Origin of the sequence: Collinsella aerofaciens ATCC 25986 (assembly GCF_010509075.1) — a bacterium.
Classification (GTDB): domain Bacteria; phylum Actinomycetota; class Coriobacteriia; order Coriobacteriales; family Coriobacteriaceae; genus Collinsella; species Collinsella aerofaciens.
Map to the genome: position 1 here is coordinate 235,578 of NZ_CP048433.1, position 13,478 is coordinate 249,055.

Sequence of the window (13,478 nt, forward strand, 5' to 3'; positions counted from 1 at the left end):
GGGTCGGCAATCTTACAACGCCGGGCAGTCCCGTGGCAACGACCCGGCGTCGCGACTTCGCGGCTCGGACGGCCCTCAAATGCATAACACCAGGTCGCGCAAGAGTTCGTCGACCGAATGGCTCACAGGCACGCCTCTGCCTCGCCGCAAAGCCATCATGGGCTTCATCGGGCTTGGTTTGGGCTTGGGCGTCTTTCGCCTTGCCGACTATCAAATTGTCGAAGCCGATAAACTGCGCGAGCGTGCCGATGCGCGCCGCCTGCTTGCACAGACCCTCTATGCCAAACGCGGCACCATCTACGACCGCAACGGTAACGTGCTGGCGTCGTCGGTCGAATGTCGCAACATCGCCGTGAACCCGCAGCTTGTCGAGGATGTTGACAAGACGGTGTCGGCGCTGGTCAAGGCAACTGGAATCGATAAAAAGACCTGCCGCAAGCTCGTCGAGTCCGATGGCACCTGGGTGTATATCAAGCGCCAGGTGGACGAAGACGATGCTGCGGCGCTGGAGAAGAAAAACCTGCCCGGCGTGCTTTTTGAGCAGGCCATGAAGCGCGTATATCCATACGGCAATCTGGCATCGCAGGTGCTGGGTGTAGTGAATGTAGACAACGACGGCTTGACGGGTCTCGAAAAGCAATACAACAAGCTTCTGACCGGCACGAATGGTACCCTCGTGCGCGAGCGCGCGAGGGACGGCAGCTATATCGCGGGCGGTGCCTATAAAAAGGTGGCTGCGGTCGACGGCGTTGACATCGTGACGACGCTCGACGTCAATATGCAGCGAGCGGCTGAGGATGCTTTGGCGGAGGCTGTCGAGAAGACAAAGGCCAAGAACGGCTCGGCTTTGGTCACCGACCCCACGACTGGTGAAATTCTCGCCGCCTGCTCGTACCCGACCTACGACCAGACCGATCTGGAAAACGCCAAGACCGAGGATATGAACTTGCGCCTGGTCACCGACGCCTACGAGCCCGGCTCGGTCTTTAAGACGCTCGTGGCGGGCGCCGGCTTCGACTTGGGCGTCGTGCGATCGAGTACGTCGTTTGAGGTGCCGGCGAGCATCAAGGTGGGTGACGATACCGTCACCGATGCCGACAAGCGCGACTATGCCATGACCATGGATGTGCGCGAGATGATGCGCCGTTCGTCCAACGTGGGCTTTGTCCTGGTGGGGCGCAAGATCGGTGCGGATGACTTTGCCGCCTATGTGGACAAGTGGGGCATAGGTCACAGCTCCGGTGTCGATTTTCCGGGCGAGAGCCTGGGCATCGTCAAGGAGCGTGACCAGTATGACGGCGCCACGCTGGGTTCGATGAGCTTTGGACAGGCGCTGTCCGTCTCGCCGATTGAGATCGCACGTGCCGTGGGCGGCATCGCCAACGGCGGCGTGATGATGACCCCGCACTTCTATAAGTCCAGCAAAGGCGACGAGAAGGACTGGGGCGAAGGCGAGCGCGCGATTTCGGAGGACGCCGCATCCCAGGTGACATCGTGCATGCAGACGGTCGTGTCCGAGGGAACGGGCGTTGGCGGCGCGGTTGACGGCTATGACGTGGCGGGTAAGACCGGTACGGCCGAACGAGCCGACGAGAACGGCGGCTACCTCAAGGAGAACTACATGTCGTCCTTTATGGGCTTTGCACCGGCACAATCGCCCAAGGTGCTGTGCTATATCACGCTCGACGGAACGCCGAGCGGCTCAGATGCCGCTGCGGTGCCGTTCCAGTCCATTATGGCCAACGCGCTCGACGTGCTGGGTATCCCGCACACGAAGTAGGGGGTTACAATCTTTGGGGCGTGGTTTGTTGTCCCATATGAGGGGTGTTCACATGCCCTGCACCACGCATGCGCGGCGCTGGGATACAATACGCCGATAGCATTATTAGGTTTACAGGGGAGCTGCAATGATAGAGATCGCCGTCAACAACCTCGCGGCCGCAACAGGGGCCCGAACCGTGACGGGAGAAGCCGATCAGGTATGCCGCGGGTGCGTTATCGACTCGCGCCAGGTCGAGGAAGGGACGATTTTCGTCGCCTTTCCCGGTGAAAACGTCGACGGCAATGATTTTGCTTCCCGTGCCGTCCAGTCGGGTGCCGGCGCCGTAGTGATGACGCGTGAGCCCGAGGCCGAGCTGGTCTCGCTGGCGCAGGACAAGGGCTGTGCCATCTTGCTGACCGATGATCCCGAGGAGTTTCTGCTGCGTTTGGCGCACACGTACCGTCTGGAGCTTGGCTGCCTGGTCGTTGGTATTACCGGTTCCATCGGCAAGACGACGACCAAGGACGTGCTCGCCGCTGTGCTCGCCAAGCGCTATCGTGTCTGGGCCACCAAGGGCAATTTCAATAACCTGATCGGCATGCCACTCACGGTGCTTTCCGCTCCGGCCGATACCGAGGTCCTGGTGCTCGAGATGGGCATGAACCATTTCCACGAGATCGAGCGCCTGTCCCAGTCCGCCAATCCCAACCTTGCCATCGTGAGCAAGATTGGTACCTCTCATATCGGCATTTTGGGTAGCCGCGAGAACATCGCCCGCGCTAAGGCCGAGATTGTCCAGGGTATGTGCGCCGCTGGCGACTTCTTGCCGCTGCTGGTTTTGGGCGGCGAGGACGACTTTACGCCGTTCATTCGCGATACGTTCGCCCAGCCTGCTGGTATCGACGTGATGCTGGCCGGCGTCTCGGACGATGATGAGGTCCGTGCCCGCGACGTTCGAGTTGATGACGAGGGCCGTCCGGTCTTTACGCTCGATTTTGGTCAGGGCGAGACAATCGATACCATGCTTGCCATCCCCGGCGTGCAGTCCGTCCCAAATGCCGTTAAGGCCGCCGCGGTTGCCTATCGCCTGGGCGTGACGCCCGAGCAGATCGATGCTGCCTTTAGGGGCCTCACGATCACCGGTCACCGCCAAGAGATCAAGCGCGCCAAGAGCGGTGCCCGCGTCATCGACGATTCCTATAACGCCAGTGCCGAATCCATGGCTGCTGGCCTCGATCTGCTGTGCTCGCTTTCGTGCACGGGGTCTCGCATGGCGATCCTGGGCGAGATGGGCGAGATGGGCGATGAGGCTCCTCGCATGCATGAGCTCGTGGGCGCCTATGCCGCCGCCAAGAAGCTCGACATGCTGGCGTGCGTGGGTGGTGAGCTGGCCCAGCTTATGGCCGATGCCGCGCGCATGATGGGCATGGACGAGGACCGCATCCAGGTGTTCTCCGATTATCAGCAGGTGCTCGACCGCATGGGCGGCGCGCTTGAAAAACATGATGTTGCACTGGTCAAGGGTTCCCGTTTTGTTGAGCTCGACCGCTTTGTGGAAGGTGTGTGCTAGCCCATGTTCGGCAATCCCTCGTATCCAACGTATCAGGCTTTTTTGGGGCTTGGCATCGCCGCTGCCATTGCGCTGCTGCTCATGCCGTGGTGGATCAAGCTGCTCAAGGTCGAGGGTATCGGTCAGCAGGTTCGTGCCGACGGCCCCAAGCGTCATTTGGTTAAGCAGGGAACGCCCACCATGGGTGGCGTTGTCATTCTCGTCGCGATTTCGCTGACCTGCCTGCTGATGGGCAAGCTCACCACCGAGCTCGTGCTCGTGCTGCTCGCCACGCTGGCGACCGGCGTGCTGGGCCTGATCGACGACCTGACCTCCGTTACGCATGGGCGCTCGCTCGGTCTGACGCCTCATGCCAAGATGATCGGCCTAACCATTATCTGTGTCACCTTTACGGTACTTGCCGTTAACTGGTGCGGCGTCGCCCCCGAGATTCGTTTTCCCGGCGGCCTGACGATTGACCTTGGCGTGCTTTCGACCACCATCTGCGGCCTTTCGTTCCCGTGGCTCTACATTGTCTTTTGCTGGCTGATGATCGCCGGTCTTTCTAATGCCGTGAACCTGACCGATGGCCTTGACGGTCTTGCTGGCGGCACCTCCATGATTGCCATGCTCGCCATGGCTGCCATGGCGTTTTTGCACGGAGACGTGAACCTGTCCATCTTCTGCACCGCGTGTGCCGGTGCCTGCTTGGGCTTTCTGTGGTTCAACTGCTATCCGGCGAGCATCTTTATGGGCGATACCGGCTCGCTTGCCCTGGGCGCCGCGTTTGCCTGCACGTCCATCATGACCAACACCGAGGTCGTCTCCCTCATCATCGGCGGCCTGTTTATCGTTGAGACCCTGTCGGTCATGATTCAGGTTGTCTACTTCCACTTTACGCACAAGCGCGTCTTCCTTATGGCGCCCATCCATCATCATTTCGAAAAGAAGGGCTGGGCCGAGACCAAGGTCGTCATCCGTTTTTGGATTATCGCTGCGGCCTTTGGTGCCGTTGGCCTTGCCCTGTTCTTCCAGTTGGGATAGTGGTCTTTCATGCCTCTTGCTGATGTCTTTAGCCTGCTCGTTTTGGGTCAGGGCAAATCCGGTCTCGATGTCGCCCGCTGGGCGCTGGCACATCCCGAGCGCGTAAGCGCCGTTACCGTGTATGGCGGCGGCACCTCTGAGCCCAATGACGCCACGCGTGCGCTCGAGGCTGCTGGTGCGTCGTTTGTCTATGGGACCGAACAGGTCGAGGGCGCCTATGACGTATGCGTGACGTGCCCGGGCATCTCGGAGTTCTCGGGCTTCTTTAAGGCCGGGCGCGAGCATGCCGCCCAGATTATGGGTGAGCCCGAGTTTGCCTATCGCCTGTCGCCCGATAACTGGATTGCCATCACGGGCACCAACGGCAAGACGACCACCACGTCGCTGACTGATTTTCTGCTTAAGGCTGCCGGCGAGGCCAGCGTTGCTGTCGGCAACATCGGCGAGCCGCCGGTCAACGAGATTGACGGCCGAGCCCACAACGAGTGGTTTGTGGCTGAGCTCTCGAGCTATCAGATTGCTACGACAACCGAGCTCCACCCCCGCGTGGCGGTGCTGCTCAACATCACTCCCGACCACTTGGGCTGGCATAAGAGCCATAAGAACTATGCGCTTGCCAAGATCAAACTGTTTGACAATATGGTCGATGACGATCTGGTGGTTGTCGACGTCGAAGACGCCGGCATTCACGAGTTCGATGAGTACATCTACACGCCGGGTCGTCGCATCTGCAAGGTTGCCTTTGACGAGCCTGAGGGCGAGGATGCCGCCTTTGTGCGCGATGGCAAGATGATCGTGCGTCTGAAGGGTGTCGAGACCCCGCTCATCGCTACATCCGAGCTCAAGATCTCGGGCCATCACAATGTTATCAATGCCCTGTGCGCTGCCACGGCTGCCTTGGCAGTCGGTGCCGATGTCGATGGTGTCTGCCGCGGTCTTGCCTCGTTCCAGCCGCTCGAGCACCGCGTGGAGCCGTGTGGCGAGATTGACGGCGTGCGCTACGTCAACGATTCCAAGGCGACCAACACCGATGCGGTCGAGAAGGCACTGACGGCATTTCCCGATGACGACGTGATCTTGCTGCTCGGCGGCCACGATAAGGGCACGCCGCTCACGGACTTCGCGCGCGTCGTTATGGACAACGTGCGCTCGGTCGTCTGCTTTGGCGATGCGCGCGAGCGCTTCACCGCCGCTATGGACGAGGCCGATGTCGATGGCGATGTGGATATCGCCCAGGCGGATGACCTGCGCGACGCCGTGGACGTTGCCCGTTCGCTTTCGAGCCGTGGTGACGTGATCTTACTTTCTCCTGCCTGCTCTTCGTTCGATGAGTTCTCGGGCTATGAGGAGCGCGGCCGCGTGTTTAAGGACTACGTGGCTCAGCTTGCCGCTACAGCGAAATCACAAATGGAATAGGGGTTGCGGTGAGAGAGGAGAGCCCCCGACAAGGTATGAGGAGGCCCGACTCGGACCGTGCTTCCTCACGTCGCACCACACCGCGTTCCAGCCGCGGCGGGCAGTCGTTTAGCGAACGCTATATTGCCGGCGTTCCCGCCCGTATCATGCGCCCCCGTTTGATATTCATGGCCTGCTTGTTTACCTTGGTATGCTTTGGCCTGCTGATGGTGTACTCGGCGTCTTCGGTCGAGGCGCTGCACGAGAATGGCTCGGCGACGTTTTTTCTGGGTCGACAGGCCGCGTTTGCCGTGGTCGGTGTTCTGGCGCTGATTGCCATCGTGCGCGTTTTGCCGGACAGCTGGTTTGGGGAGGATGTGCTCAGGATCTTCCTTATCGGCATGATAGGGCTACTGCTTCTGGTGTTCTTGGTGGGCAGCGGCAGCCGCGGCGCCACGCGCTGGCTCAACATCGCCGGTATTCAGTTCCAGCCTTCCGAGTTTTTAAAGCCATTTGCCATTGCGTATTCGGCCATCATGCTTGATCGCTTCTTTTCGCCCGGTGGCAACATCAACGAATTCCTTCGCAAGATGGGCATCTACCTGGGCATTTCGCTCTTTCTGATTTTTATCCAGCCCGATTTCGGTACTGTCCTGATCATCCTGTTGACCCTCATGTGCATGGCGTTGTTTGCGGGTCTCGACCCCAGATTTATCATCGGCGTGCTAATCTTCGGCATTCTCGTGATCGTGATTGCGCTTGTCGCAGAGCCGTACCGTATGGTGCGTATTCAGGTTGCCTTGAACCCTTGGGCCGACGAGTATGGTGACGGCTATCAGGCCACGCTTGCCATCATGGCCTTTGCCTCGGGCGGTCTGTTCGGCCGTGGCATCGGCAACTCAACCATGAAGTACTCGTATCTGCCCGAGGCACACAACGACTACATCTTGGCCATCATTGGCGAGGAAGTCGGTTTTGTCGGAACCGTGCTGTTCTTCTTGGTGTTTGCGATGCTGATCTACTCGGCGTTTCGCATTGCCGAGCAGGCGACCGATCGTCGGGGCGCGCTCATGGCGTCTGGCTCCGCGGTCATTCTCGCGGTGCAGTTTTTGATTAACGCGCTGGGCATCCTCAACGTGTTTCCCATGACGGGCAAACCGTTGCCGTTTATTAGCTACGGCGGTTCGTCGATTATTGTGTCGCTCATGCTTGCCGGGTTGATCCTGCGCGTTTCGTACGAGAGCGCCCGCCGCGATGAGTATGACCGCCGCCGTGAGAGCTTTGCCGTTATGGATGAGAGTACCGCCGGCTTGCCCCACGTGCGCGGCGAGCGATCTTCGCGTAACGGTTTTACCGTCCTGGATGGCTCTGCGACCGAGCCGGCAGCCCGCCCGCGTCAGCGAACGGTGCCGCAAGGTCGTCCTCAGCGCCCCACTCCTCGCAATGCGGGCGGCGGATATAATCGAATCGATTTGAACTCGGACCCGTCGGCGCGTCTGCGTACCGACGACCAGGGACCGCGTGTACGAAGGGACTACCATGACCGATAAAATGACCGTTGCTATTGCAGCCGGCGGCACGGCAGGACACATCAACCCCGCGCTCGCCTTGGCCGAAGAGCTGCGTGACCGTGGCCACCACGTTGTGTTCGTGGGCCAGTCGCGCAAGCTCGAGGGTCGTCTGGTCCCCGAGGCTGGGTTTGATTTTGTGCCCATTACGGTCACGGGCTTCGACCGCTCCCGTCCTTGGACGGCGCTGACCTCGCTGTGGCGTGTCAACAAGGCCAAGCGTGCGCTCGCCAGTCATTTCTCAAAGGTCGGCAAGCCCGATGCCGCCATCGGTTTTGGTGCCTATGTCGAGGTTCCACTGCTGGGGTGGTGCAAGGGCGCAGGCGTCCCGTATCTGCTGCATGAGCAGAACTCTGTTCCGGGCCTGGCCAACAAGATGATGAACTCCCACGCCGCCCGCGTGTGCATCTCGGTGCCGGCAGCGCGTTCGGTCTTTGAGCGCGAAGGTGACCCTGGCCACGTGCTCATGACCGGCAACCCCGTACGTCGCTCGGTAATCGAGGGCGATCGCGCTCGCGGCCGCAAGGCACTTGGCGTTCCCGAGGACGCTACGCTGCTGCTCGTCTTTGGCGGTTCACTTGGCGCCCAGCACCTCAACGAGCGCGTGGCTTCGCTCAAAAACGAGCTGCTTTCGCGCAAGAACCTCTATGTGTTGCATTCGACGGGTGCCGACGGCTTTGAGGAGACCGAGCGCGCTTTGGCGCTGACGCCCGAGGAGGCGAAGCGTTACCGCGTCCAGCCTTACATCGACAACATGGGCGATATGCTGGCTGCTGCCGATTTGGTGCTCTCGCGTTCGGGCGCATCGAGCGTGGCCGAGATCGCTGCACTCGCCGTGCCTTCGGTGCTCGTGCCGTACCCGCACGCCACGGCCGATCACCAAACCACCAATGCCCGTTATCTGGTCGACGCCGGGGCCGGCGTGCTCTGCGCCGATGCCGATATCGACGGTTCTGCCTTTGCCGATGAGCTGCTGCACCTGGTCGATGACGCGGCGGCGCGCGACGCCATGCGTCAGGCGGCGCGTGGTCTGGCTCAGGATAGGGCCGCCGCTCTTCTGGCGGATGCGGTAGAGGGTTTGCGTTAGTTAGACGGGATATCGTCGGTCGCCCTCGCGCTGATGCGGTTGGTGCGGTACAGTTAACGGGTTACAGGCAGTGTTTACGCAAGGAGTACACGAGCACATGGCTGATTCCCAGACTGCAACCTCCGCGCCCGAGTTTAAGAGCGCCCACTTTATCGGTATCGGCGGCGCCGGCATGAGCGGCATCGCCCTCGTTCTGCACGAGCGCGGTTATGCCGTTACCGGCTCCGACCTTAAGACGTCACGTTATATCCGCCAGCTTACCCGCGCTGGTGTGAAGGTGCATGTGGGCCATGAGGCCGCCACGATCGACGAGGTCAAGCCCGACGTGGTTGTTGTCTCTACCGCTATTCCGGAGTCCAACCCTGAACTCGTGCGCGCTCGCGAGCTTGGTATTCCCGTGTGGCCCCGTGCCAAGATGCTCTCTGCTTTGGGCCACGGCTACACCACCGTCGCTGTTGCCGGCACGCATGGCAAGACCACCACGTCTTCGATGTGCGCCACCATGCTCGACCGCATGGGCCTGGATCCGAGCTTCTTGATCGGCGGCATTGTCGAGGGCTATGACACGAACGGCAAGAACGGCTCGGGCGACTACTTTGTCGCCGAGGCCGACGAGTCCGACAGCTCCTTCCTGTTCCTGAACCCCAACGTGGTCATCGTGACCAACGTCGAGGCCGACCACCTCGATCACTACTCGGGTATCGAGGAGATCGAGGCAACTTTCGCCAAATTCATGAGCCTGGTGGGCGAGGACGGCACCGTCATCGTCTGCGGTGAGGACCCGCATCTGGTCGAGCTCGCCAAGTCGACGGGCCGTCACGTGCTTTCCTACGGCTTTGCCGAGAGTAACGACATCGTCTGCATGCACCCGGATGTCAAGGGCATCCAGAGTGACTTTATCGTTCGCTTTGAGGACGGCACTGAGCATGCTGTGGAGATCAAGAGCAATCCCGGTCGCCACAACATGCTCAACGCCACGGCGGTGCTCACCGTCGCCCATGTCCTGGGCTTTGACATCGACTCCGCCGCCAAGGCGCTCTCGAGCTTTGAGGGCGTCCGCCGTCGCTTTACCCACGTGGGCGATATCGATGGCATCACCGTGGTCGATGATTACGGCCATCACCCCACCGAGATCAAGGCGACGCTTGCTGCCGCTTCGTCGCTGGGCTACAAGCATGTCGACGTCGTGTTCCAGCCGCACCGCTATTCGCGCCTGCAGGCCCTGTGCGACGACTTTGCCGATGCATTTGCCAATGCCGATAAACTGCTGTTGATTGATGTGTTCTCGGCTGGCGAGATGCCCATTCCGGGTGTCACCTCTAAGATGCTCGCCGATACCGTGCGCGCCAAGCATCCTGGCAAGGAGGTCGTGTACTGCTCCAGCCGTCTTGAGCTTAATCAGGAGCTCGAGCAGATGGTGGGCGAGGGCGACCTGCTGCTCACTATGGGTGCTGGTGACGTTACGACCGTCGGTCCCGAGTTCATTGAGTATCTGACTGCCAAGAAAGACGCTTAAGTCTAATGGGTCTGTTTAACGCCGTCATGGCGCTCTCGGGCATGATCGACACGGATGTGATCGAGGACGAGCGCCTTGCGCGTCATACGAGCTATCGTATCGGCGGCAAGGCCGACCTCTTTGTGACGTGCCATAGCTATCATGCCCTCCGCCGTGCCGTGGCGGTGCTCGATCGCGAGCAGGTGCCGTGGGTCATCATCGGCAAGGGCTCCAATCTGCTGGTTGCCGATGGCGGTTATCGCGGTGCCGTCATTTCGCTCGGACGTGAGTTTCAGCGCACGGTTGTTGCCGATGACGGTTGTACGCTGACGGTCGGTGCGGGCGTGATGTTTGCGCGCTTGGTCAACGATGCCCTGTCGCGTAGCCTCTCGGGCCTTGAGTTTGCCGTTGGCATCCCTGGTTCGGTCGGCGGTGCGATATCTATGAATGCCGGCACACGGACCGAGTGGATTGGCTCGCTGGTTGAGGATGTCGTAACGTTTGACCCGGCATCCGGTATCAAGCATTATGCGGGGTCCGAGATCACTTGGGGCTACCGCGAATGTAGCCTTCCCCGCAATGAGATCATCCTCGAGTGCGTGCTCAAGCTTAAACCGGCGCCCAAGGCCGACATTCGCGAGCGCATGGAGCGGTACCTTACGAGGCGCAAGCGTACACAGCCCATGGGTCGCGCATCCTGCGGGTCGGTCTTTCGCAATCCGCCCGATGCGAGCGTGGGCAAGCTTATCGAGGATTGTGGATTAAAGGGTTTTTCGATTGGCGGCGCGGAAGTTTCGCCCGTTCACGCTAATTTTATCGTTAATAACGGAACTGCCTCGGCCGATGACGTTGCCGCGGTTATCAGACATGTGCACGGAAAGGTGAGGGAGGCGTATGGCATCGAGCTCAGACCGGAAGTTAAATTCCTCGGCTTCTAGAGCATCGAAACCCACCTTCCGCCGCGCCGGAGGGCGTTCCGGCGCGCCTGCCAAACCTCAACGCAATACCGTCGCGCACTCTAAGTCTGTCGGGCATGCTCGACAGACCAGTCGTCCGGTTGTCGGCTCGCAGCTCGGTAATCGTCCGGCCGCAAAAAAGTCCTCGCGTCCCTCGGTGACGTCAAAGCCTGTTATGGGCGCCAAACCTGCCCGTCCCATGGCAACTCCTAAGCCCTCGACGGGAACTAAGGCGGCGCGTCCGGGTCGCACGCTGGGCGCATCGAAACCGCGCTCGCTGACATCGGTGCCGGCTACCGCCAAAAAGCCTTCGGGTAAAAAAGGCGTCAACCCGTTGTCTTCACTTGGGGCGATGGCAAATAAAACGTCAGACGCCGCTTCTCTCGTTACAGGCAAAGGCAAAATCGTGGGCGGCGTTCTGGCCGTCTTGGCCGTGCTCGTCGTCGTTGCCGTCGTGGTGATCAACTCTGGATTGTTTACCGCCACTGATATTCAGATTCAAGGCAGCGAGCATGTGACGAAGCACGATGCTATCCAGCTGATCGATTTGCCCGAGGGAACGTCGCTTTTTAACGTCGATCCTGACCAGATTACCGAGGACCTCAAGCAGAACCCGTGGGTGTCGGGCGTGGATGTCCAGCGTCAGTTCCCGCATACGCTCATCATTACGCCGATGGAGCGCAAGGTCATCGCAATTGCCTATATCAGCTCCGATGACCTTGCCTGGGCCATCGGGGATGATGACACCTGGATCGCCCCGCTGTCGACGTCGGTCGAAGTGGATGACCAGGGCAACGTCATCACGACGGGGCAGGGCTCAAATACCCTGACCGGCATTGATGCCGCGCTGGCGCTCGCTAAGCACTATGGCGCGGTGTTGTTGACTGATGTCTCGGCGGATGTCGCTCCGGTTTCCGGCCAGGCGGTGAGCTCCAAGGCCGTTAAGGCTGGCTTGGATTATGTGCGTGGTTTTTCGAGCGAGTTCTTGGGACAAGTCAAGGATATTTCCACGCCTTCGGTCGAAGCCATCTCGGCAAACCTCAATAACGGCATTGAGGTGTCGCTGGGTGATTCGAACGATATCGTCAAGAAGGAGCGCGTAGTCACCAAGCTGCTTTCGCAGGTAGAGGGCGTAACGTATATCAATGTGCGCTCTCCGGGTAACTATACATTTAGGAACGCTCCGACCTCGTAGCGCTGGTTGATGCTTTGTTGAGGGGTCATACCACGCCGTTTATCTGGTTTGTTTGGTTTTCACGGTCAATTATTTGACTGATACGTTCATAATGTGCAACCATAATACGGTTTACCTTTGCATTTACTTTCAACCTGAAGGTTAATGTGCGCGGGGTCGACCCATGCTATGGCTATAACCTTTGTTCGGAGGACCGACATGCACGAGACAGAGATCAACAACTACCTTGCCGTCATTAAGGTGGTCGGCGTCGGCGGCGGCGGTACCAACGCGGTCAATCGAATGATCGAAGAGGGCATCCGCGGCGTCGAGTTTGTTGCCATCAACACCGATGCTCAGGCACTCGCGATCTCTGATGCCGATATCAAGGTGCACATCGGCACCGACCTTACCCGCGGCCTGGGCGCCGGCGCCAACCCCGAGGTTGGCCGCAAGGCTGCCGATGAGTCCCGCGACGACATTGCCGAGGCGCTCGCTGGCGCTGACATGGTGTTCATCACCTGCGGCGAGGGCGGTGGCACCGGTACCGGCGCTGCTCCCATCGTTGCCGATATCGCGATGAACGAGGTCGGTGCGCTGACCGTCGCCGTCGTGACCAAGCCCTTCACCTTCGAGGGCCGCAAGCGCAAGAAGAGCGCCGAGGAGGGCATTAAGACCCTCTCCGATTGCGTCGACACCATGATCGTCATCCCTAACGATAAGCTGCTCGACATCGCCGAGAAGAAGACCACCATGCTCGAGGCCTTCGCGATTGCCGATGGCGTCCTTTCCCAGGGCACCCAGGGCATCACCGACCTCATCACCGTCCCCGGTATCATCAACTTGGACTTCGCCGATGTTAAGACCATCATGAAGCAGGCCGGTACCGCCATGATGGGTATCGGTACCTTTTCTGGGGATACCCGTGCCGTCGACGCTGCCCAGCAGGCCATCTCCAGCCCGCTGCTCGAGAGCTCCATCGATGGCGCCACGCGCGTGCTGCTCTCCATCGCCGGTTCCAAGGACCTGGGCATCCAGGAGATCAGCGACGCCGCCGACGTTGTCGCCAACGCCGTCGACCCCGAGGCCAACATCATCTTCGGTACCGTTGTCGACGAGTCCCTGGGCGATCAGGTGCGTATCACCGTCATCGCTACGGGCTTCTCCGACTCCAACGTCAACCGTCAGGACGAGCTCTTTGCTGCTCAGCAGTCTCAGAGCAAGGCCGCTGCCTCCGCTGAGCCGCAGCGCACCGCTCCTGCCACGAGCCCGGCTCAGGCCGCTCCGACCCGCAACGTCGGTGGCACCGAGCTTCCTAACTTCGGCAACGATCAGTTCGAGCTTCCCGACTTCCTGAAGCGCGGCAGCTTCTAGTTCGTTTTTCTCAACGACTTGCAAGGGGGTGCGTCCGATTGGGCGCGCCCCTTTTTTTGTTGTGTTTCGCCTTT

At 60.2% G+C, this 13,478-nt stretch carries 10 protein-coding genes; all 10 read left to right on the forward strand.

Going from position 1 to position 13,478, the window contains the following annotated elements:
* Positions 1 to 79: 79 nt before the first annotated feature.
* The 10 genes from GXM19_RS01065 (at position 80) to ftsZ (ending at position 13,404) form a co-directional block, all read left to right on the forward strand.
* A complete protein-coding gene (locus GXM19_RS01065) occupies positions 80 to 1,780 on the forward strand; it encodes a peptidoglycan D,D-transpeptidase FtsI family protein (RefSeq protein ID WP_230318723.1) in 1,701 nt (566 codons plus the stop codon).
* 127 nt (positions 1,781 to 1,907) lie between these two features.
* Positions 1,908 to 3,332, forward strand: a complete 1,425-nt coding sequence (locus tag GXM19_RS01070; RefSeq protein WP_006234263.1) for a UDP-N-acetylmuramoyl-tripeptide--D-alanyl-D-alanine ligase — start codon at positions 1,908 to 1,910, stop codon at positions 3,330 to 3,332.
* A 3-nt stretch (positions 3,333 to 3,335) separates the two neighbouring features.
* Positions 3,336 to 4,355, forward strand: a complete 1,020-nt coding sequence (gene mraY / locus GXM19_RS01075) for a phospho-N-acetylmuramoyl-pentapeptide-transferase (RefSeq protein WP_006234262.1) — start codon at positions 3,336 to 3,338, stop codon at positions 4,353 to 4,355.
* Positions 4,356 to 4,364: 9 nt separating this feature from the next.
* Positions 4,365 to 5,771 (forward strand): UDP-N-acetylmuramoyl-L-alanine--D-glutamate ligase, encoded by a 1,407-nt coding sequence (murD, locus tag GXM19_RS01080; protein WP_006234261.1) that lies wholly within the window; start codon positions 4,365 to 4,367, stop codon positions 5,769 to 5,771.
* A 35-nt stretch (positions 5,772 to 5,806) separates the two neighbouring features.
* On the forward strand, positions 5,807 to 7,300 hold the full coding sequence (gene ftsW / locus GXM19_RS01085; RefSeq protein ID WP_050766083.1) for a putative lipid II flippase FtsW: 1,494 nt from the start codon (positions 5,807 to 5,809) through the stop codon (positions 7,298 to 7,300).
* On the forward strand, positions 7,290 to 8,405 hold the full coding sequence (murG, locus tag GXM19_RS01090; protein ID WP_006234259.1) for an undecaprenyldiphospho-muramoylpentapeptide beta-N-acetylglucosaminyltransferase: 1,116 nt from the start codon (positions 7,290 to 7,292) through the stop codon (positions 8,403 to 8,405). Before ftsW ends, murG begins: the two co-directional genes overlap by 11 nt.
* 97 nt (positions 8,406 to 8,502) lie before the next feature.
* A complete protein-coding gene (murC, locus tag GXM19_RS01095; RefSeq protein ID WP_006234258.1) occupies positions 8,503 to 9,921 on the forward strand; it encodes a UDP-N-acetylmuramate--L-alanine ligase in 1,419 nt (472 codons plus the stop codon).
* Between the two features lie 5 nt (positions 9,922 to 9,926).
* Positions 9,927 to 10,838: a UDP-N-acetylmuramate dehydrogenase gene (gene murB, locus GXM19_RS01100; protein ID WP_006234257.1), complete on the forward strand. Its 912-nt coding sequence runs from the start codon at positions 9,927 to 9,929 to the stop codon at positions 10,836 to 10,838.
* Between the two features lie 424 nt (positions 10,839 to 11,262).
* Entirely contained in the window at positions 11,263 to 12,051 is a 789-nt protein-coding gene (locus tag GXM19_RS11040; protein ID WP_239057629.1) for a cell division protein FtsQ/DivIB, read from the forward strand.
* A 198-nt stretch (positions 12,052 to 12,249) separates the two neighbouring features.
* Positions 12,250 to 13,404 carry a cell division protein FtsZ gene (ftsZ, locus tag GXM19_RS01110; protein ID WP_040358299.1) on the forward strand — a complete coding sequence of 385 codons (1,155 nt, stop codon included), beginning with the start codon at positions 12,250 to 12,252 and terminating at the stop codon, positions 13,402 to 13,404.
* Positions 13,405 to 13,478: the final 74 nt, after the last annotated feature.